The organism is Microbacterium lacus (assembly GCF_044794305.1).
GTDB lineage: Bacteria > Actinomycetota > Actinomycetes > Actinomycetales > Microbacteriaceae > Microbacterium > Microbacterium lacus_B.
The window spans coordinates 1,602,166-1,622,716 of sequence record NZ_CP084996.1 but is presented as its reverse complement, the minus strand read 5'-3'; the positions used below and the strand labels follow the sequence as shown (position 1 = coordinate 1,622,716).

Below are 20,551 nucleotides of genomic sequence, written 5' to 3'. Positions count from 1 at the left end.
TCGCAGGAGCGGTCAGGGTGCAGGCGCGCTCGTGGACTGCCGCACGACGAGATGCGTCGGAATCGGGGTGTCTTCGGTCTTGACGTCGGGCTCCTCGACCGCGATGAGCACCTTCTGCATCATCAATACACCCAAGCTCGCAAAATCTTGACGGACCGTCGTCAGCGGGGGGTAGAGGTACCCGGCCTCGGGCACATCATCGAATCCGACGACGCTGACATCGGCAGGAATGCTCAAACCGCGCTCGCGCAGTGCCGACAGCAGCCCGATCGCCATGTGGTCATTGGCGGCGAAGATCGCCGAACCCGGTTCGATGTCGAGGGTCTTGCCTATCTCGTAGCCACTGGCGGCCGACCAGTCCCCGACGCGCGGATCGGTGACCTCGAGCTGGTGGGCGGCGAGCTCATCGCGCCATCCCCGCACACGTTCCAGCGCATCCGAGGCGCGGAGTGGCCCCGCCACATGAAGAATGCGGGTGTGGCCGAGTTCAGCGAGGTGCCGCACCGCTGACCGTGCACCACGGTACTGGTCAATCGACACGATCAGCGGGCTTCGCCGGGCGCTGGATGCCGAGGCCACAACCGGCACGCTTAGGTCGAGCCCGCGCACCACCTCGAGAACGTCTTCGTCGACAACAACGAGCACGATCGCATCGACGCGCTGACGCAGTAGACCTTCGATCACCGCGCGGACACCGGCCTGGTCGCCCTCGAGCGCGCTGACGGTCTCGACGTTGTAGCGGCCCGCGTGCGCGGCGAAGTTGAAGTGCATCGCGATCGAGGTCGGTCCGTAGTCCGAGACTCCCGGAGTCACGAGCCCAATCGTCCGGGTGCGCCGGGTGACCAGTGCGCGCGCTGCGGGGGACGGGCTGTAGCGCAGTTGCGCGATCGCCTGCTCAACCCGAGCGCGGGTGGCCGGCCGCACATTGGGCAGGTCGTTGATGACTCTCGAGACGGTCTGGTGCGAGACCCCCGCGAGACGCGCAACGTCGAAGATGTTCGCCGTCCGGGTCGAACCGTCGCCGTCCGAGACGCCGCCGACCTCACTCATCGAGCTCATCCGGACGCGCAACGAGGGCCATGAGTGAGTCGACCGTGAGGGTTTCGGCATCCATCACATCAACGACGATGCCGTCGCGCAGAATCATCACGCGTTGCGCGACGCGGAGAACCTCTTCAAGCTCTGCCGAGATGAACATGACCGAAAGACCGTTCGCGGCCATCTCGCCGACGAGGTTCTGAATCTCAACCTTTGCGCCCACGTCGATACCGCGCGTGGGTTCGTCGAGGATCAGCACGCGGGGGGCGAGCGCCAGCAGCCTCGCGAGAAGGACTTTCTGCTGATTGCCGCCCGAGAGGGTGCCGGCGGGGCGATCGAGGTCGGGAGGGCGGATGTCGAGCGCCTCGACCCAGCTGGCAGCCAACTCGCGGCGGCGGCCGAGCGGGATCTGGCGGAACACTCCGCGGTCTGCCTGCAGCGCGAGGGTGATGTTGTCGAGCACGCTCAGGTCGCTGATGATGCCTTCGGTTCGACGGTTCTCGGAGGAGTACACGACGCCCTTCGACATCCCCGAGCGTGGCCCGGTGATCTTCACATCCTTCCCCTCGATACGGATCACGCCGGTGTCGAGCCGGTCGATGCCCGAGATCGCGCGCGCCAGCTCGGTGCGTCCCGAGCCGAGCAGGCCGGCGACGCCGAGCACGTCAGCCTTCACCAGGTCGACGTCGGCGCGGGTGATTCCGGGGCCAGCGGTGATCTCTCTCGCCGAGAGGTAGGGGTTTTCGACGGCCGCCGCGGTCGGGGCCGAGGCATCCGTTCGCGCGGTGAGCTCGGCTGCGTTGCGACCGAGCATCGCTTGTACGAGGTCGATGCGCAGAAGTTCTTGCGTGAGGTACTCGCCGATCAGTTTGCCGTCACGCAGCACCGTGACCCGATCGCACAGCTCGTACACCTGATCGAGGAAGTGCGAGACGAACATGATCGCGACGCCGCGCTCCTTCAGGTCGCGGATCACGCGAAAGAGTTCAGCCACTTCATCGAGATCGAGGCTCGAGGTCGGTTCGTCGAGGATGAGCACGCGAACGTCGATCGAGATCGCGCGGGCGATCGCGACGAGTTGTTGCACCGCGAGGGAGTGGGTGCCCAGCATCGACGCGGGGTCGATGTCGAGCCCGAGGTCCGCGAGGGTCGCGCGCGCGTTCCCGCGCATCGTCTTCCAGTCGATGCCGATTCCGCGACGGGGTTCTCTGCCCAGCGCGATGTTCTCGGCGACCGACAGGTTCGGCAGTAGATCGATCTCTTGGTAGACCGTGCTGACTCCGGCGCCGAGCGCATCGTGCGGCGAAGTGAAATGCATCCGCTCGCCGTCGATGCTCAAGACACCGACGTCCAAGGGGAGTGCGCCGGTGATCGCCTTGATGAGCGTCGACTTGCCCGCACCGTTCTCGCCCATGAGCGAGTGCACCTCGCCAGGGAACAGTCGAAAGTCCACATCTTCGATGGCTGCGTCGCGCCCGAAGCGCACGGTCGCACCCGTGAGCTCCAGGAGCGGCCGCGCTCTATCCATCCCGCCATTATCGCGTGCGAGATGCCATCGCCCCGGCATTAGCGCCGCCGCCCCGACCGCACTACCTTCGTTGTCGTGCCGAGCGGGCCACGATCACACGCTGCACCACGATGAACAGCAGGAGCAGGATGCCGATGATGATCTGGGTCCAGGACTGCTCTGCGCCCATGAACGAGATGATCTTCTTGATCGTGCCGTACACCAGCACACCGATCAGCGAACCGATGACGTACCCGGTTCCGCCCGTCAGCAGCGTGCCGCCGATGACGACCGCGGCGATCGCATCGAGTTCGGTGCCGATGCCGTTGCGGGGGTAACCAGCACCGGAGTACGCGGTCAGGAGTAGCCCGGCAAGCCCTCCGCACACGCCGCTGATCACGTAAACGAGAATCTTCGTGCGTGCCACCGCGAGGCCCATCAGCCGCGCGGACTGTTCTCCGCCGCCAATGGCATAGACGGTTCGACCGAACCGCGTCCAGTGCAGGACGTAGACGGCCAGTGCAACGACGAGCAAAGCGATGATGCCGGTCGGGGTGATGTAGAAATCGCCAACGCTAAAGCGGGTGCGCTGCAGCCACAGCACCGCCGGCTCTTCGACCCTGATCGAGGAGAGGCTGACCACGAACGCCAGACCGCGAGCGAGAAAGAGGCCGGCGAGCGAGGCGATGAACGGCTGCACGTTGAAGTACTGCACCAGCACGCCGATCAGGAGGCCGATCGCGGCACCGCCCAGCAGCACCGCAGGAATCGCGATGATCGCTGGCACACCCTGGGCGAGCAGACTCGCCAGCAGGATGCCGGTGAAGGCCATGACCGAACCGACCGACAGGTCGATGCCGCCGGTCAGGATGACGAAGGTCATGCCGACCGCGAGCACTACGAGATAGGCGTTGTCGAGCAGCAGCGCTGACATGTTGCCCGGGGTGAGGAAGTTGCCGAACTGCACCTGCGCACCAATGAGCAGCACGACGAGGATCACCACCGCGGCGAAGGTCGGCATCAACGAGGAGTGCCGACTCATGAACGTGCTGTAGCGGGCACCGAAGCCCGGATCGGTCTGCGGGCGGGTCTCTAGGCTCGTAGCCATCACGCCACCTCCACCTTGGTCTTGGCATCCGACGTCGGGCGCTCATTCGATGCGAATCTGCGTCTGAACCAGCGATGCAGTTGCGGCGCTTGCACAACAACCACGACGATCACGACGACAGCGAAGAACACCGGGCTCTGTGCCGGCGGCACCCCGAGGAAGAGGATCGTCGCCTCGAGGGTCTGGATGATCAGGACCCCGACGACCGTGCCGGCGATGGTGAACTTGCCGCCCATGAGCGACGTACCACCGAGCACGACCGCGAGGATCGCGTAGAGCTCGATGAAAAGCCCCGCTGCGTTCGCATCGGCCGCGCGGATGTTCGCGCTGTAGATGATGCCGGCGATACCCGCGAGCAGACCGCTGGTCACGTACGCGCCGAAGATGATGCCGCGCGAGCGGACACCGGCGAGCCGGCTGGCCTCCGGGTTGATGCCGACAGCTTCGGTCAACACGCCGAGTGCCGTGCGTCGCTCCAAGAGAGCCACGATCCCGATCGCGGCGAGTGCGATCAAGAACGCCACGGGCAGGAACAGCAGATACCCGGTTGCGATGAACGAGTAGGGCTCGCTGTTGACCGTTGTGATGAAGCCGTCGGTGATGAGCAGCGCGACACCGCGACCGGCGAGCATCAGCACGAGGGTGGCAATGATCGGTTGGATGCCGACGACCGACACGAGGAACCCGTTCCATACGCCGAGCATGAGCGAGACCCCGAGGGCGGCGGCGAGGGCGACGATCACCGTGCCGATGTTGCCCGGGTCATCGGATCCGCCGATGATCGTCAGCGCCACCGCGCCAGAGACGGCCATGATCGCCCCGACCGAGAGGTCGATTCCCCGCGTCGCGATCACGATCGTCATACCGAGCGCGACGAGCATGAGGGGAGCGCTGTTTCGCAGGATGTCGATCAACGCGCCGTACAACTGCCCGTCACGCACAGTGATGGCGATGAACTGAGGGCGGGCGATCGTATTGACGACGATCAGCGTGAGCAGGGCTGCAATCGGCCAGAAGAGCCGATGTTTCACGAGTCGCTTCATGCTGCCGTCTCCTCGCCCTTGTTGGCGATGTAGTCGATCAGTCCGTCCAGGTCGATCTCGCTTGAGGAGACCTCACCGATTCGGCGGCGGTCGCGCATCACGACGACGCGTTGCGCAAGTCTGAGCACTTCTTCGAGCTCTGACGAGATGAAGATTACCGATAGCCCCTTCGCGCTGAGCTCAGCGACCTTCTTCTGAATGTCAGCTTTCGCCCCGACGTCGATGCCTCGAGTGGGTTCGTCGAGGATGATCAGCTCGGGCGCGGTCGCCAACCACCGACCCAGCAGCACCTTCTGTTGGTTGCCGCCCGAAAGGTTGCCGGCGATCATATTCGGGTCGGCGGGGCGCACACCGAGCGCTGCGATGTACTCAGCCACCACAGCATCCTGTTCCGCACGCCCGATCTTGCGGAGCGCTCCGCGCTGGGCCTGGATGCCGAGCACGATGTTCTCGGCGACGGTGAGGTCACCGATGATTCCCTCAGCGCGGCGGTCTTCAGAAGAAAAGGCGATGCGCCTGTCGATGGCGTGACGTGGGGAGGTGACCTTGACCGGCGTGCCGTGCACGTCGATCTGACCGGAGTCGGCGCGGTCGGCCCCGTACAGCAGTCGGACGAGTTCGGTGCGGCCTGACCCCAAGAGGCCGGCGATGCCGACCACTTCGCCGGGGTAGACACTCAGGTCGGCGGGTTCGAGGGCCCCGCGGCGGCCGACCTCCTGTGCCTGCAGGACGGGGGTGCCCGAACGGTCGATCGACCGGGTTGCGACGGATGACAGCGCCGAGAGTTCGTCGAGCTCGCGGCCGATCATCTTGGTAACGAGTTCGCCGCGGGGCAGGTCACCCACCGCGTACTCCCCGATGAGCGTGCCATTGCGGAGCACCGTGATGCGGTCAGAGATTTCGTAGACCTGATCGAGAAAGTGGCTGACGAACAGGATGGCGACGCCCTTGTCGCGCAGGTCGCGAATCACTGCGAAAAGCTGCTCGACCTCATCCCGGTCAAGGCTGGAGGTCGGTTCGTCGAGGATGAGGACTTTGGCATCGAGCACCATAGCTCTGCTGATCGCGACGAGTTGCTGGATGGCGATGGAGTGGTGCGCGAGCATCGAGCGAGTGTCGATGTCTTGCCCGAGGCTGGTGAGGTGCTCGGCAGCCTCGCGATGCGCGGCTTTCCAGTCGATCGACGTACCGCGGCGGGGCTCGTGGCCGAGCATGATGTTTTCGCCGACCGAGAGGTTGGCGCAGAGGTTGACCTCTTGGTAGACGGTGGAGATTCCGGATGCTTGGGCGTCGGCCGTGCTCGTGAACACTCGTTGCTCGCCAGCGACGACGACGGTTCCATCGTCGACCTGGTAAACCCCCGTCAAGGCCTTGATGAGCGTCGACTTGCCGGCGCCGTTCTCGCCCATAAGCGAGTGGACTTCGCCCGGGCGGAGCGTGAAGTCCACTCCATCCAGCGCCAGAACGCCAGGAAAGCGGATCGTGATGCCGGTCATCGTAACGACGGGCGTGGGAGGTGCGGGGGTGTCCGCGGACATGGGCGACATCGGCCTTTCCACCTTCGGTTCGGCACGTCCGCCGGGGACCGATTCGGTCCCCGGCGGAGTGTGCACAGATTGCTGCGGGTCGTTCGGTCGAGGCTCAGTAGAGCCGCGAGTCGATGACCTCCGCGGCCTGCTCGGGCGTGAAGCTCTCGTCGGTGACGAAGTAGGTCTTCTCGACCGTGTCGCCGGCGAGAACATCCTTGACGATGCCCGCAGCAAGCTCACCCAGGAGCGGGTTGCACTCGACGATGAAGTTGATCTTGTTGTCGATCAGGGCGAGCATGCCGTCCTTGACAGCGTCGATCGAGATGATCTTGATGTCTTCGCCGGGCGTTGCACCGGCCGCTTCGATCGCCTCGATGGCGCCGAGCGCCATGTCGTCGTTGTGTGCGTAGACGAGGTCGATGCCGTCGACTCCGTACTTCTGGAGGAAGCCCTCCATGACGGTCTTTCCGCCGTCGCGCGTAAAGTCACCGGTCTGCGAATCGATCTTCTCGATGGACGTGCCCTCCACGGCTTCGTCAAAGCCCTCGGCACGTTCGTTGGCCGGAGCAGAGCCCGTTGTGCCCTCGAGCACTACCATGTTCGTGGCTTCGCTGCCGAAGTTCTCGGCCGCCCACTCGCCGGCCATGACGCCTTCCTGGCGGAAGTCGAGACCGACCCAGCTTGCGTACAGATCGTCGGGTGCGGTGACCGTGCGGTCTTCGAGAACGACGGGGATGTCAGCATCCTTCGCCTCTTGCAGAACGTCGTCCCAGCCGTCTTCGACAATCGGGGCGATGACGATGGCGTCGACACCCTGGTTGATGAAGTCACGCACGGCGGCGATCTGTGCAGCCGGGTCGTTATCGGCCGCGTTGAAGGTCAGCTTGAAGCCGTTCTCTTCGGAGAACGCCGTCTTCATCGATTCGGTGTTCGCCGAGCGCCAGCCCGACTCTGAACCGGTCTGGGCGAATCCGACGGTGATGAGTTCATCTCCGCCGTCTCCACCGTCCGCGCCGTCGCCACCGCTAGTGCCTGCACAGCCGGTCGCGGTGAGAGCAAGTGCTCCCATCAGTGCGAACCCGGCAAGAAGTGTCTTCTTCCTCATTGCCAAAACCTCCTTGTTCTGGGCCGGCATCGCTGCCGGGTTGTCGTTCTCTGCGGCGACCTCAGATGATCGCCATGACCTGAATGTTAGCCCTCACATTCCGGCCTGATGCAAGATGTTAGCGGTAACAAGTTGGTAACGCAATGCGCTGATTGCCGCGGATTCGCGGTCGTTCACCTGCGGAAGGCTTGAAAGTGAGGGATCACATTTCGCCGGCGGAGAGCCGCTGCAGGCGCTCGCGCGCGAAATCCTGGGCGCGCGGACCGGCGCCAAGCGCCCGTTGAGACACCGCGAGCACCACACGCGTCATAGTCACGACGGGCAGTACCGTCCGGCGAAGGCCGAGGAGCTTGCGGTAACTGCGCGGGAGGCTCGCCACCGCAGCCGCGAAGAGCACGCGGTAGGCGATGCGCATGCTCCCGGTGAACGGAATGTCGCGCAAGAACCGCACGACGTCATCGACGCGCTCGTCGCGGCGCAGTTCGCCGCGCTCGAGAAAACCGTCCAGACGCGCGCGCAATTCGGCCTCGGTCTCGGGTGGGTGCGCAAAGTGCATGAGCCGACCGGCCGTCGCCCATTCACGCACGTAGGCGTCGGCCCCGCCGGGAATCGCGCCGCCCCAGCGCTGGTGGGCGCCGAGGAACGCCTCGGTGAACGCCAGATGGACCCACTCCACGAGATCGGCATCCGCTGCCGAGTACTCCCGAGCGCCGTCGTGGGCATCGAACGTGCCTGACACCCGCTTGTGCAGTTGCGCGACGCGGCCCGTCTCGCGCTTTGCCTGCTCGGTCGACCCGTAGGTGACGCAGATGATCCAACGTACGGTGCCGGTGAGCCTGCCGATCGGATCCTCGCGATAGCGCGAGTGATCGTGGACGCCCGCCAGAGCTCCGGGGTGAAGCGCCTGGATCAAGAGAGCCCGGATGCCGGCGACGAACGAACCCGTCCCGGCGTGCACTGTCCACACAGCGCCGTTGTCGGCGAAGTAGCCGGGGTCATCGCCCTCGGCCAGAGCACGCACCCACGGAGGAGTGCCGTCGGGGTGGCCCGAGAGTGCGGTGAGCAGCCGCGCGCGCAGCGTCTTCTCACGTGCCTTCGGATCGCGCGCCGTGGCGGCCTCGGTCATTGGTCGTCGCGCCACGAATGCTGCGGCTCGAAACCGAGCAGGCGCCGGGCCTTGTCGATCGAGAGCAGGGTCTCGTGGTCGCCGAACTCGCGTGCGATTGGAGTGTTCGGGAACACCTCTGCGACGAGCTCAGCGTTCGGGCGCGACATCACGGTGTCGGCCGCAGCGATGATGAACTGGTCGAACCCCGCTGGGGCGACTTTGAGCGCCCGCTGGACCGCTCGGGCACCGTCGCGGCTGTCGATGTAGCCCCAGAGGTTCCATTTTCGCAGCATCGCATCGGCGTCGTACGACGGGAACGCGGCATAGTCTTCGGGGTTCATCACGTTCGAGAACCGCAACGCGGTGATCGATAGGTCGGGGTACCAGCGCACCAGTTCGACGGCCAGCTGCTCTTCGAGCGTCTTCACGAGCGAGTACACCGACTCGGGACGCGGCGCGTACTCCTCATCAACGGGAATGTACGGCGGCGGTACGTCGAATGGCAGACCCAGGACGGTCTCGCTGGACGCGTAGACGATGCGACGGATGCCGAGTCTCACGGCCGCCCAGAACACGTTGAACGTCGCCGTCATGTTGTTGTGGAAGGTCGCGACGTCGCTGCGGATACCCGGTGCGGGGATGGCGCCCAAGTGCACGACGGCGTCGACGCCGTCGTGCCGATCGTTGACAGCGCCGAGCGCATCGACCACCTGGCCGTAGTCGGTGAGATCCACCTCGACGAAGTGGGGGCCACGCGCACCCGTAAGGTCGAGGCCGATGACCTCGTAGCCGTTCGCTCGAAGCTCGCGTGCGACGACGGTGCCGAGTTTTCCGGACGAGCCGGTGAGGGCGATACGCATGTATCCAGCGTGCCATGCGCCACGGTGACCGGCGCCGCTGTGGGTAGGGTGAGCGCGATGGAGCCGAATACGCCGAACGAGATCGCCGCCCCGCCCGCGCGGGTCGGCGTGCGCGAGGTCGCGCTCGCGGCCGGCGTGTCCACCCAGACCGTTTCGCGGGTGCTCAATGACCATCCGAACATCCGGCCCGAGACCCGCGCTCGCGTTGTCGAGACCATGGCGACCCTTGGCTACCGCGTGAACAACGCGGCCCGCGCGCTCGGCACCCGCACCACTCGCACGCTCGGGGTGATCGCGTCCGACGCGACCCTGTACGGCCCCGCGGTGGGGATCGCCGCGCTCGAGGCGGCGGCGCGGGCCGCATCGCGATGGATCGCGACGGCGTATGCGGATGCTGCGGACGAAGCATCCGTCATCGATGCTGCCGACCGGCTGCTCGCGCAGGGTGTCGACGGCATCATCGTTTTGGCTCCGCACGCTGCCACCCTCGCGGCGTTGTCTTCGATCCACCCCGCAGTGCCGCTCACCGCTCTGCATTCCGAGGCCGGCGCGCAGCGACAGGCGGAGGGCGCCGCGCTGGCCGTGCGTCACCTCGCCGAACTCGGCCACCGCCGAATCGCCGTGATCTCTGGCCCGCAGGATTGGCTCGAAGCCGGAGCCCGGGATGAGGGATACACGCGAGAGGTCGAGGCATCCGGGGTCCGAACCGGCGCGCACTGGCGCGGAGACTGGACCGCGTCGGCGGGCCACGCACTCGCCGTCGAAGTCGCGGCCGCTGTGCGCGAAGCGGGTGGGCCGACGGCGGTAGCGGTGGCAAACGATCAGATGGCGCTCGGGCTGATCGCCGGGCTGCGCGCGCTCGGAATCAGCGTGCCCGACGACGTCAGCGTGGTCGGGTTCGACGACAACCCCGACGCCGCGTTCTTCGCTCCACCGCTGACGACCGTGCGACTCGACATCGCGGGCGAGGCTCGACGTGTCGTCGCCGCAGTGACAGGGCTACACCCCGTGGCGATGGCCGGGCCGCCCGCCCTGGTTGCGCGGGCCTCGACCGCACCGCCCGCGAGCGGCGCTTGAATTGGGCTGTACCTCAGGCGTTGTTACCGGTAACATCTAGAAACACGACGTGCAGAGTGACACGACTCGCAGCACACCAATGGAGGACACCGTGACGACCCCCGCACAGACGCCGAGGTTTACCGCCGAGGTCGAGGCATCCATCGCCTCTCTCCGCGAGGAGGTCGCGAAACTCCACGCCGAATTGGTCCGCTACGGACTTGTGATCTGGACCGGTGGCAACGTTTCGGGCCGAGTGCCCGGTGCTGACCTCTTCGTGATCAAGCCGTCGGGTGTGTCGTACGACGACTTGGCTCCCGAGAACATGATCCTGTGCGATCTCGACGGAAACGTGATCAAGGGCACGCCCGGCAGCGACCGCAGTCCGTCCAGCGACACGGCCGCCCACGCGTACGTCTACCGGAACATGCCCGAGGTCGGGGGAGTCGTGCACACGCACTCGACCTACGCCGTCGCCTGGGCCGCGCGCGGCGAAGAGATTCCGTGCGTGATCACCGGAATGGCCGACGAGTTCGGCGGGCCGATCCCTGTCGGCCCGTTCGCGATCATCGGCGACGACTCGATCGGTCGCGGAATCGTCGAGACTCTCACTGGTCACCGCAGCCGCGCGGTCCTGATGCAGAACCACGGCCCCTTCACGATCGGGGTCACTGCGAAAGACGCGGTCAAGGCTGCCGTCATGTGCGAAGACGCGGCCCGCACGGTGCACATCGCCCGTGAGGCCGGCCCCCTGATTCCGATCCCGCAGGACAGGATCGACAGCCTGTACAACCGGTATCAGAACGTCTACGGGCAGAGCGGGGACGAGCGCCGATGAGTGCCGCACAAGCAATCACCGACGGCCGCACAGCGCTCGGTATCGAGTTCGGCTCGACCCGCATCAAGGCCTGCCTCATCGCAGAGGATGCGACCGTGCTGGCCGTCGGCAGCCACGAGTGGGAGAACGCGTTCGAGGATCGCACCTGGACCTACGCGCTCGAACACGTGTGGACCGGTGTGCAGTCCGCGTATGCTGCCCTCGTCACGAACGCCGAAGAACGCCACGGCGTCGTGCCCGACTCGTTCGGGGCCATCGGCATCTCGGCGATGATGCACGGCTACCTCGCCTTCGACGCAGAGGGCGACCTGCTCGTACCGTTCCGCACGTGGCGCAACACTTCGACCGGTGCCGCCGCGGCAGAACTGACCGAGCTGTTCGGCGTGAACATTCCGCTGCGGTGGTCGATCGCTCATCTGCACCAGGCCGTACTCGATGGCGAAGCGCACGTGCCTCAGCTGGCGTCGATCACGACCCTCGCCGGATACGTGCATGAGCGGCTGACCGGCCGGCATGCGCTGGGAGTGGGGGATGCCTCGGGCGTGTTCCCCATCGATTCGGCCACCGGTGACTACGACGACGACCTGATCGCGCGGTACGACGGCCTCGCCGCGGACCGACTCCCGTCGACTCTGCGGCGGCTCCTTCCCGAGGTGCTCCTCGCCGGAGACGACGCGGGCACGCTCACCGCCGAAGGCGCCGCGCTGCTCGACCCGAGCAGAACACTGCGGCCCGGCATCCGTCTCTGTCCTCCTGAAGGCGACGCCGGCACGGGCATGGTCGCCACCAACGCGGTCACCCCGCGCACGGGCAACGTGAGCGCAGGCACGAGCATCTTCGCGATGGTCGTCCTCGAGCGCGCGCTCGAGAAGCTGCACCACGAGATCGACCTCGTGACCACGCCTTCGGGTGACCCCGTGGCGATGGTGCACTGCAACAACGGAGCGAGCGAATTGGCGGCGTGGGTGGCGATGTTCGCCCGGTTCGCCGAGGCATCCGGCACTCCGCTCGACCAGGACGCTGTGTACGACACGCTCTTCCGCGAGGCTCTCGTGGGGAGCGCGGACGCCGGCGGGCTCCTCGCCTACAACTACCTCGCGGGTGAGCCGATCGCGGGTCTGGACGAGGGACGTCCGCTGTTCGTCCGCACTCCGGACAGTGAGTTCTCGCTCGCCAACGTCATGCGCTCCCACCTGTATGGCGTCTTCGGCACCCTCGCCCTCGGCATGGAAGTGCTCGAGGGTGAAGGCGTGGGCCTGGACCGGATGTTCGCGCACGGAGGCATGTTCCGCACCGCCGGCGTCGCGCAGCGGTTCCTCGCCGCGGCGCTCAAGGCTCCCGTCAGCGTGGGTGAAACCGCCTCCGAAGGCGGAGCCTGGGGGATGGCCGTGCTCGCCGGGTACGCGGCATCCGAAACCGAACTCTCCCTCGGCGACTACCTCACCCAGCGCATCTTCGCCGATGCCGAGATCGTCACCGCTGAACCCGATGCCACCGATGCTGCCGGCTTCGCCACTTACCTGGGCCGCTACCGCGCCGGACTCGCCATCGAGTCGGCCGCGGTCGCTGCCCTCTGAAACACCGAAGGAAAAGTCATGACCCGCACTCCTCTTCCCACCACCCTCGACAGCTACGAGGTCTGGTTCGTCACCGGCAGCCAGAACCTCTACGGCGAAGAGACGCTGCAGCAGGTCGCCGAGCAGTCCCAAGCCGTGGCCGATGGCCTCGGCGGGCTGCCGGTGAAGGTCGTCTGGAAGCCCGTTCTCAAGGACTCCGACTCGATCCGCCGGCTGGCCCTCGAAGTGAATGCCCGCGATGACGTCATCGGCGTGATCGCCTGGATGCACACCTTCAGCCCCGCCAAGATGTGGATCGCCGGCCTCGACGCCCTGCAGAAGCCGCTGCTGCACCTGCACACCCAGGCCAACGTCGAGCTGCCCTGGGCCGACATCGACTTCGACTTCATGAACCTGAACCAGGCCGCGCACGGCGACCGCGAGTTCGGCTACATCCAGACCCGCCTGGGGGTCGCGCGCAAGACGGTCGTCGGGCACGTCTCGAACCCGACTGTCCTGCAGCAGATCGAGGACTGGGAGCGCGCCGCCGCGGGTTGGACCGCCTCGCGCACCCTCAAGCTCGCCCGCTTCGGCGACAACATGCGCTACGTCGCGGTCACCGAGGGCGACAAGACCGAGGCGGAGCTGCGCTTCGGCGTGCAGGTCAACACGTGGGGCGTGAACGAACTCGTCGACGCTGTCGAGAAGGCGACGGATGCCGAGATCGATGCTCTCGTCTCTGTCTACGTCGACGAGTACGACGTGGCCGAAGAACTGCTCCCCGGCGCCGACCGCCACCAATCGTTGCGCGACGGCGCCGCGATTGAGATCGGGCTGCGCTCGTTCCTCGAGCAAGGCGGCTTCGGTGCCTTCACGACGTCGTTCGAAGACCTCGGTGCGCTCAAGCAGCTGCCGGGCCTCGCCGTGCAGCGGCTCATGGCCGAGGGCTACGGCTTCGGCGCCGAAGGCGACTGGAAGACCGCGATCCTCGTGCGCGTCGCGAACGTCATGGGCGCGGGTCTGCCCGGCGGCGCGAGTCTCATGGAGGACTACACGTACGACCTGGTCCCCGGGGCGGAGCGTATCCTCGGCGCGCACATGCTCGAGGTCTCGCCGTCGCTCACCACCGCCAAGCCGCGCCTCGAAGTGCACCCGCTCGGAATCGGCGGCAAGGATGACCCTGTGCGCCTGGTCTTCACCGCTGACCCCGGGCCTGCGCTCGTGGTCGCGATGAGCGACATGCGCGACCGTTTCCGCCTTGTCGCGAATGTCGTCGAGAACGTCGACGCTCCCGATCTGCCCAAGCTGCCGGTCGGTCGAGCCGTGTGGAAGCCAGCGCCCGATTTCGCGACGAGCGCCGGATGCTGGCTCGCCGCGGGCGCCGCACACCATACTGTGATGACGACCGCCGTCGGCATCGATGTGTTCCGCGACTTCGCGGAAATCGCGAAAACCGAACTCGTCGTCATCGACGAAGACACCACGGTTCGCGACTTCCAGCGCGAGCTGCGGTGGAACCAGGCGTATTACCGACTCGCTCAGGGGATCTGAATTCATGGCACGTACTCCGCTTTCGGGCGTCCAGCACACACTTCGCGCAGGGGCCTATGAGGCCGTCATCGCGAGCGTCGGCGGGACTGTGCGCTCGCTCACTTCTGACGGACGCGACCTGATCGTGCCGTTCGAGGCCGACGAGGTGCGCCCGGCACACCGCGGTGCATTACTGGCGCCCTGGCCGAACCGTGTGGTCGACGGGACGTACTCTTTCGACGGTCGCGACCTTCAGGTCGCCATCAACGAGATCGCCCGGAACCATGCTCTGCACGGCCTCGCCAGCTGGCTCGACTTCGTGCTCGTCGACGCTAACGCCAGCACGGCGACGCTCACGGCCACCATCGAGCCGCAGGGCGCGTACCCGTGGCGTGTGGTGGTAGAGCTGCTGTTCACGCTCGACGCCCACGGTCTCACGCAGACCGTCACCGCGACCAACGAAAGTGCGGAGGCCGCGCCCTGGGGCACCGGCCCCCACCCCTACCTCGTCGCGGGTGCGGGAACGGTCGATGACTGGACTCTGACGCTCCCAGCCGTCGAGGTGCTCGCGGTCACTCCGGACCGGTTGATCCCGACGGGTCTTCGCCCGGTCGAGGCCGACGACCCGACGCGTTTCGACTTCCGCGAGCCGCGCCAGATCGAGGCAGTGGAGATCGACCACGCCTACACGGGCTTGGCGCGAGACGACAACGGCATCGCGACCGTGCGCGTCGAGGCGGCAGACGGTCATGGCGTGCAGATGACGTGGGATGCCGCGTGCCCCTGGGTGCAGATCCACACGGCCGACAAGGGTGTGGGCAAGCCCGGGCACCGGACCGGCCTCGCGGTCGAGCCGATGACCTGCGCGCCCGACGCGTTCAACGCCGCGAACTATGACTACGATGCGGGACTGATCGTGCTCGAGCCGGGCGCTTCGTCGGCAGCTTCCTGGACGATCTCCGCCTTCTGATCCGGCCTGGGTCTAGTGGTGGCCGGGGTCGACGAATGTGTGTTCGCCGTGCGGCACGGCATGCTGCCCGGCCTCGCTGGCGCTGAGCGCCGGAGTAACCACGGCCGAGACGAGAACTCCCGCGACCAAGAGCACCGCGATACGCGGGGGAGCAGCATCCGCTCTCTTGCGACTCTGTCGTGCGCACGCGAGCGCAGTGACGATGAGTAGGACGGATGCTGCGGCCGCCGTCAGCACGCTCACCCGAGCAGGGTCGGCGGCGACGGTCAGCACCGTCAGCACGATGCCGAGGAGGGCGCCGGAGACGCCCACCCGAGGAACGATGAGTCGTCCTCGGGTGAGCGTCGCGGCCCCCCATACGAGCCCCGCTGCGCCGAGCATCACAAGAGTGATGCCCAAGACGCGGACGGTGTTTCCCCCGGCACCCCCGAAGGCGCCAGCACCGAGTGCGAGCTCGAGGAGTCCGGCCCCCCATGCCGTCACCGCAGCCCAGGCGGGCATTCCGGCTCGGGCATTCATCGCGGACTCCTGGGTGTGCATCAGGCCGTACGGCCCGACACGTTGGTCTTCACAGCTTTGTCGGCGGCGAGGCCGACTCCGAGCAGCACAACGGCGCTCGCGAGGTGAAGGAAGTGGTCAGCGGTGTTCAGCGCCAGGATGTTGAGCGCCGTTCCGACGAGGAAGAAGCCGATGATTCCGAGAAGCAGGTAGGTCGCTCCGACGATGACATTGACCGTCTTGGCGGCAACTACCGACGACAATCCGGCGATCAGCAGCGCTCCACCGATCAGCAGGTGAGCGATGTTGTGCAGCGGATTGACTTGGAAGACGCCGAGGAGAAGCCCTCCCTCGGTGGCGATGAAGCCCACGCCGCCGGTGACGGCGAATCCCAGGGCTCCGACGAGTAGGTATACCGCGCCGAAGATCGTAGCGACGAGGCGGTTGGGTGACGATCGCATGAGGACCTCCCGGTTCACGCACGGCGGATATGCCGTGTCTGTATCTGTTCGGAGCCTCGCGCCGATCGGTTTGCCTTATGCCCGTCCACCGGGCAAGAACAGAAGGCCCCCGAGTAATCTCCGAGGCCCCCCGTCGTTCGCCGCGACGCGGCGGTCTTTCGCGAGATCAGCTGTCGCGCAGGTCTTCCCTGATCTCGTTGCGCTTGTGGACCGAGTCACGCTCGGCTTCGGCCTTCTTGACCTCGGCGTCGGCCTTCATCTCGTCCGACTTGTCGCTGACCCGCTCCGTGGTGTCCTCCCACGTGTCGGCAATCTTCTCGCCGACGGCTTCCGCCGTCTTCTTGGCGTCATCGATGAATCCCATGACTTGCTCCTTTCGTAAAGGTGTGCGGTTACGACGCTACGTCGTCGTCGCGAGATCATCACGGGCCTTGCGTCCGAGGCATCCACTTGATACAGCCCGCGTGAATTGCACCGGTGAAGGGCGGTCGCAGCCCCGAGCAGGGCTGAATCGGTCGTTTCCCTCCGGCAGCTCTATCGCTCGAACTCAATGGAATTGATGACGGCGTCGATTTCGCGCCGGTCCGCCTCGGGCGTCGCGGGGAGGAAGAAGGCATTGATCACCAAACGCTCACCATCGACGTCGACGATCCAGATTCTGTCGACTTGCCCGGGTGCCTGCTGGTATCTATCGGTTCCGCCGACATCTCCCGTCCAGGACTCGAAAATGCCGTCGTCGCATACGGCAAAGTCGGCATCACTCGGCACGCTCCACTCGAGGTAGAGACCCTGAGCCCCATCCACAGACGTCGGCACAGGTTCGGAGGCGTTGCGCGTGGGAACCGCGCTCAGCGCCGTCGCCAGGTCTGTGACGGTCTGTCCAGGGTCGAACGTGCTGCCCTGCCAGTTGCAGGGCTCTGCGTAGACCTCGGTGACCCGCCACCACATCACGGCCATCATCGTGTCTTCTTCGGTGCAGCCCGCGTCGGCGCAGGGGTCGCGATTCAGTACCCACCCGTCTACGGCATTCCACGTCCGGGGAGCGGATGCCTGGAACGAGGGGAACGGCGGAAGTGAGAACGTGTGCGCCACCATGTCGGCGGTCGGCTCCGGCGAAGCACCACCGGCCGAAGATGCGTGGGGATACTGGCTCGTTGCTGGGGCACCGTCGCACGACGCAAGGCCCGCCGCAATCACCGCACAAACGGCAACACGGGTTGCCATCGCCCCCCATTTTCTGAGTTCCATCAGCATCCGTCCCCACGACGCTGGATTGCCTGATCCGCGGGCCAGGCGCGACCAGCATCCTCCTTGCCGGGCTCACCGTCAAGGGGTCGGTCGCGCCCGCTCAGCGCGTGATCGGCGTGGTGGTGTCGATCGCGTCTTTGAGGGGTTTGCGCATCGGCGCCCAGTAGTGGTTCGGGCTGAGTCGCGTGAGTACGTCCACGAGACGCGCTTCGCGCCCGACCATCGTGCGGGGCTTGCGGTTTACGGTCGCGTCGACGATCTTGCGCGCGGCGTCGACGGGCTCGGTGTGGTACATCTTCGCCTGCGCGTTCGCGGCGCGCTGGGCGATCGCCGGGTCGATCGCCGCGGCGAAACGGCCGTGCAGAATGATGCCGGTCTTCACTCCGGCCGGGTATACCGCTCCGACGCTGACCGTGGAGTGCTCGAGCTCGTGACGAAGTGCTTCGCTGAACCCGCGCACGGCGAACTTGCTCATCGCGTACGGAATGCGACCGGCGGGCGCGGCCAGACCATAGATCGACACGAGGTGCGTGATGTGCGCGGCGGGTTCGCGACGCAATGCCGGCAGCAGAGCCTGTGTGATGTTGACCGTGCCCCAGAGGTTCACGTCCATCAGCCAGCGCATCTCTTCCATGGTGACCTGGTCGATGTTGCCGAGCATCGACGAACCCGCACACGTGATGAGAGCCTGCACCCGTGGGTGGGCTACCTCGATCTCGCCCGCGAGCGCGCGCACGGCCGCGTCGTCGGTGAGGTCGACCTGGTGGGTTGTGACGACGGGTTCGGCACCGCGCGCCACGCGGGGCAGGGAGGAGATGGATGCCGCAACCTCGGCGAGCCCGTTCGCATTGCGGTCGACCAGCGCAAGGTGGGCTCCGCGGTTCGCGAGATCGCGCGCGACGTCGGCGCCCATGCCGCTGGCGGCACCGGTGATCACCGTGGTGCGTCCGCGCACATCGAGCTGCGGCATCCTGCTCATCTTCTGTCTCCTCGTCGTTGATCGACAATCGATTCTCGCCGACGTGGACGCTCGGTACTGACCGGTACCCTCAGGGTGTGGGGAAGACTGCGGATGCTGTCGCCGAGGGCGTCTCGATCGCCGCGGCCGCGGCGCGTCTCGCGGTGCGCAATCACATCCTCGTAGAGGCGATCGCGCACGGCGCAGACTTCGACCCCGCCGTCGTCGGAGTCTTCGCTCACGACACCCTGATCGCGCTGGCTGATGAGCAGGATGCGGCGGCCGATCTCGCCCATAAACAGCGTAAGAAGGCGTGGGGAAAGTTCACCGACCCCGACGGCACGCACGACTATCGCGACCGTGACACCCGCAACCTGCGTAAACGCCACAAGCAGTACCGCGGTGTGGCGAAAGAGCTGCGCCGCCAGGCATCCGACCCCACCGCCGTTTCTGCGCTCGTGGCGCAGGCTCGGGAGGCCGCGTGGGGCGACGTCGAGTCCAACCTGCAACGGCGTCTGAAAGTCGAGGGGATGCGCGCAGACCTTGACCCCGACTACGAGATGATGCGCGCAGCGCGCATGCAGTCGCTGCGGCTGATCGACCTACCCAGGCTGGCGTCGAACAAGCGTCGTGCTGCCGCGGACGAAGCTGAGGCGGACTCTGCCGACGGAGGCGACGCGCTCGATTCGCGGCAGGCGTGAGCGTGGGGTATTCTGGACGCTGGCCTGCTCGCAAGAAAATGGCCGATGCGCCCGTAGCTCAATGGATAGAGCATCTGACTACGGATCAGAAGGTTGGGAGTTCGAGTCTCTTCGGGCGCACACTGTGTTGAGACAGTGATTGGGAAAAGTGTCGGGAAACCGGCACTTTTTTCTTTTGCAGGGACCATTGTCCGATCACTCGTCGAACCAAACTTCGACGAGGTCGTGGCCCATGCCTGCCATGTCGATCCCGTCCTGATTGCACGACACGGCGCCCACCGTGTGCCCGTCCGCGCTGACCCCGAACGCGGTGTGCAGACCGGCTCCTTCTCCGGGATGTCCGAGTCCACCATCCGGAAAGACGTACAGACCCGGTCCGTAGCGAGACCCATCGTCCAGGAGTGCGCCGCTACTCAGAGCATCTGCCAGCGTCTCGGCGCTTACCAGTGACGGTTCACGCAGTTGGTCGCCCCAGCGGACCAACTCCGAGGGCGTCATCGTGACAAAGCCCGCTCCGCTCAGCACCCACGGCAATGGTTCCATCTCAGTGAACTCGCCGGTCACCTCGACCTCGTAGCCAACGGGATCAGAGGGAAGCGCTGCGCCGATCCTTGCCTCGAGGCCCAGCGGCGCGAAGACATTCCCCTCCATCCACGCGGCGAAATCGGTGTGGGTGACCTCGGCGACGATGTCGGCGAGCAACGCGTAGTTCGTGTTGGAGTACTCGAACTCGCCCGGGGTCCCGGGCTGGGCGAGGGGACTCGTTCTCACGAACTCGAGGGCATCGGTGTTCGTCAGCGGCGGCGTACCGAAGACACTCGTGTTCAAGGACACCACGTCCGCTACTCCAGAGGTGTGCTGGAGCAGGTCGGTGAGCGTCAGTTGTTGCGCCCACGCGGGTATCCCGTCCAGATAGTCAGCGGGCGACTCCTCCAGAGACAGGTCACCTCGCTCAGCGAGCATGAGCACCGCCATCGCGGTGAACTGTTTTCCCGTCGAGGCGATGTGAATCGGGGTGGACGTCGTGAACTCTGTGCCGTCATCGAGGTTCGCCAGCCCGCGCGCGTCAGCCCAAACGACCTCACCATCGATCGCGATGGCTGCGGAGCACCCCGGCGCGCCTTCGGGAACATCCTCTTGGATGATCGCCGTGCTCGCTGTTCGCCGGGCTTCTCTGGGGTCGGCCGCGCAACCAGAGATCGACGTGAGCACCAGAACAGGGATCGCGACGTGCGCCATACGGGACAGCCACATGCCGCCTCCGGTCACTCCCTGTCGGTAGTCCGCCGCGGCGGTCGAGAGTTGTTGAGCCGGCGTGGCGTGCAACGCGGCTCACGGTCGAGTTCGGTGTTCGGGATCTGGGCGTCGGCGCGGTGCTGGCTTTAGAGTGCCCGACTTTCAACCCACCCACCAGACCTGTGGAGCACGACTACGTGA

20 protein-coding genes and 1 tRNA gene are annotated in these 20,551 nt (G+C 66.1%); 7 read left to right on the top strand and 14 right to left on the bottom strand.

The window, feature by feature from the left end; all coding sequences use genetic code 11:
* Window positions 1-12: 12 nt before the first annotated feature.
* From LG299_RS07910 to LG299_RS07875, 8 genes are all read right to left on the bottom strand, one after another.
* Complete coding sequence (locus LG299_RS07910) at window positions 13-1,050, bottom strand: LacI family DNA-binding transcriptional regulator (RefSeq protein ID WP_404434563.1); 1,038 nt, start codon at window positions 1,048-1,050, stop codon at window positions 13-15.
* Window positions 1,043-2,566 (bottom strand): sugar ABC transporter ATP-binding protein, encoded by a 1,524-nt coding sequence (locus LG299_RS07905; protein ID WP_404434561.1) that lies wholly within the window; start codon window positions 2,564-2,566, stop codon window positions 1,043-1,045. Before LG299_RS07905 ends, LG299_RS07910 begins: the two co-directional genes overlap by 8 nt.
* A gap of 61 nt (window positions 2,567-2,627) precedes the next feature.
* A complete protein-coding gene (locus tag LG299_RS07900; RefSeq protein ID WP_404434560.1) occupies window positions 2,628-3,653 on the bottom strand; it encodes a sugar ABC transporter permease YjfF in 1,026 nt (341 codons plus the stop codon).
* Entirely contained in the window at window positions 3,653-4,696 is a 1,044-nt protein-coding gene (locus tag LG299_RS07895; protein WP_404434559.1) for an ABC transporter permease, read from the bottom strand. Before LG299_RS07895 ends, LG299_RS07900 begins: the two co-directional genes overlap by 1 nt.
* The gene (locus LG299_RS07890; RefSeq protein ID WP_404434558.1) at window positions 4,693-6,243 is read right to left on the bottom strand and encodes a sugar ABC transporter ATP-binding protein; all 1,551 of its coding nucleotides are present in this window, start codon (window positions 6,241-6,243) and stop codon (window positions 4,693-4,695) included. The genes LG299_RS07895 and LG299_RS07890 overlap by 4 nt, the downstream gene beginning before the upstream one ends.
* A 94-nt stretch (window positions 6,244-6,337) precedes the next feature.
* Window positions 6,338-7,330 (bottom strand): ABC transporter substrate-binding protein, encoded by a 993-nt coding sequence (locus LG299_RS07885; RefSeq protein ID WP_404434557.1) that lies wholly within the window; start codon window positions 7,328-7,330, stop codon window positions 6,338-6,340.
* Window positions 7,331-7,532: 202 nt separating this feature from the next.
* The gene (locus LG299_RS07880; protein WP_404434556.1) at window positions 7,533-8,456 is read right to left on the bottom strand and encodes an oxygenase MpaB family protein; all 924 of its coding nucleotides are present in this window, start codon (window positions 8,454-8,456) and stop codon (window positions 7,533-7,535) included.
* On the bottom strand, window positions 8,453-9,298 hold the full coding sequence (locus LG299_RS07875) for an NAD-dependent epimerase/dehydratase family protein (protein WP_404434555.1): 846 nt from the start codon (window positions 9,296-9,298) through the stop codon (window positions 8,453-8,455). Before LG299_RS07875 ends, LG299_RS07880 begins: the two co-directional genes overlap by 4 nt.
* A gap of 57 nt (window positions 9,299-9,355) precedes the next feature.
* Here LG299_RS07875 and LG299_RS07870 point away from each other — a divergent pair, with 57 nt between their 5' ends.
* From LG299_RS07870 to LG299_RS07850, 5 genes are all read left to right on the top strand, one after another.
* The gene (locus tag LG299_RS07870; protein ID WP_404434554.1) at window positions 9,356-10,375 is read left to right on the top strand and encodes a LacI family DNA-binding transcriptional regulator; all 1,020 of its coding nucleotides are present in this window, start codon (window positions 9,356-9,358) and stop codon (window positions 10,373-10,375) included.
* Between the two features lie 79 nt (window positions 10,376-10,454).
* A complete protein-coding gene (locus tag LG299_RS07865; RefSeq protein WP_404434841.1) occupies window positions 10,455-11,192 on the top strand; it encodes an L-ribulose-5-phosphate 4-epimerase in 738 nt (245 codons plus the stop codon).
* Window positions 11,189-12,769 (top strand): xylulokinase, encoded by a 1,581-nt coding sequence (locus LG299_RS07860; protein ID WP_404434552.1) that lies wholly within the window; start codon window positions 11,189-11,191, stop codon window positions 12,767-12,769. Before LG299_RS07865 ends, LG299_RS07860 begins: the two co-directional genes overlap by 4 nt.
* A gap of 18 nt (window positions 12,770-12,787) precedes the next feature.
* Window positions 12,788-14,299: an L-arabinose isomerase gene (araA, locus tag LG299_RS07855; RefSeq protein WP_404434551.1), complete on the top strand. Its 1,512-nt coding sequence runs from the start codon at window positions 12,788-12,790 to the stop codon at window positions 14,297-14,299.
* A 4-nt stretch (window positions 14,300-14,303) separates the two neighbouring features.
* Entirely contained in the window at window positions 14,304-15,248 is a 945-nt protein-coding gene (locus LG299_RS07850; RefSeq protein WP_404434549.1) for an aldose 1-epimerase family protein, read from the top strand.
* 12 nt (window positions 15,249-15,260) lie between these two features.
* On the opposite strand, the gene LG299_RS07845 is transcribed toward LG299_RS07850, so the two are convergent.
* From LG299_RS07845 to LG299_RS07825, 5 genes are all read right to left on the bottom strand, one after another.
* Window positions 15,261-15,767, bottom strand: coding sequence for a hypothetical protein (locus tag LG299_RS07845; RefSeq protein WP_404434547.1), 507 nt, complete (start codon window positions 15,765-15,767; stop codon window positions 15,261-15,263).
* 20 nt (window positions 15,768-15,787) lie between these two features.
* Window positions 15,788-16,207 (bottom strand): DUF4383 domain-containing protein, encoded by a 420-nt coding sequence (locus LG299_RS07840; RefSeq protein WP_404434546.1) that lies wholly within the window; start codon window positions 16,205-16,207, stop codon window positions 15,788-15,790.
* A gap of 166 nt (window positions 16,208-16,373) precedes the next feature.
* Entirely contained in the window at window positions 16,374-16,571 is a 198-nt protein-coding gene (locus LG299_RS07835; protein WP_404434544.1) for a hypothetical protein, read from the bottom strand.
* A gap of 170 nt (window positions 16,572-16,741) precedes the next feature.
* Window positions 16,742-17,431 carry a hypothetical protein gene (locus LG299_RS07830; RefSeq protein WP_404434542.1) on the bottom strand — a complete coding sequence of 230 codons (690 nt, stop codon included), beginning with the start codon at window positions 17,429-17,431 and terminating at the stop codon, window positions 16,742-16,744.
* A gap of 124 nt (window positions 17,432-17,555) precedes the next feature.
* Window positions 17,556-18,434, bottom strand: a complete 879-nt coding sequence (locus LG299_RS07825; protein WP_404434540.1) for an SDR family NAD(P)-dependent oxidoreductase — start codon at window positions 18,432-18,434, stop codon at window positions 17,556-17,558.
* 77 nt (window positions 18,435-18,511) lie between these two features.
* On the opposite strand from LG299_RS07825, the gene LG299_RS07820 reads away from it, so the two are divergent.
* On the top strand, window positions 18,512-19,114 hold the full coding sequence (locus tag LG299_RS07820; protein WP_404434539.1) for an asparagine synthase: 603 nt from the start codon (window positions 18,512-18,514) through the stop codon (window positions 19,112-19,114).
* A 47-nt stretch (window positions 19,115-19,161) separates the two neighbouring features.
* A tRNA-Arg gene (locus tag LG299_RS07815) sits at window positions 19,162-19,234 on the top strand.
* 75 nt (window positions 19,235-19,309) lie between these two features.
* Here the strand turns inward: LG299_RS07815 and LG299_RS07810 are convergent.
* On the bottom strand, window positions 19,310-20,440 hold the full coding sequence (locus LG299_RS07810; RefSeq protein ID WP_404434538.1) for a serine hydrolase domain-containing protein: 1,131 nt from the start codon (window positions 20,438-20,440) through the stop codon (window positions 19,310-19,312).
* Window positions 20,441-20,551: the final 111 nt, after the last annotated feature.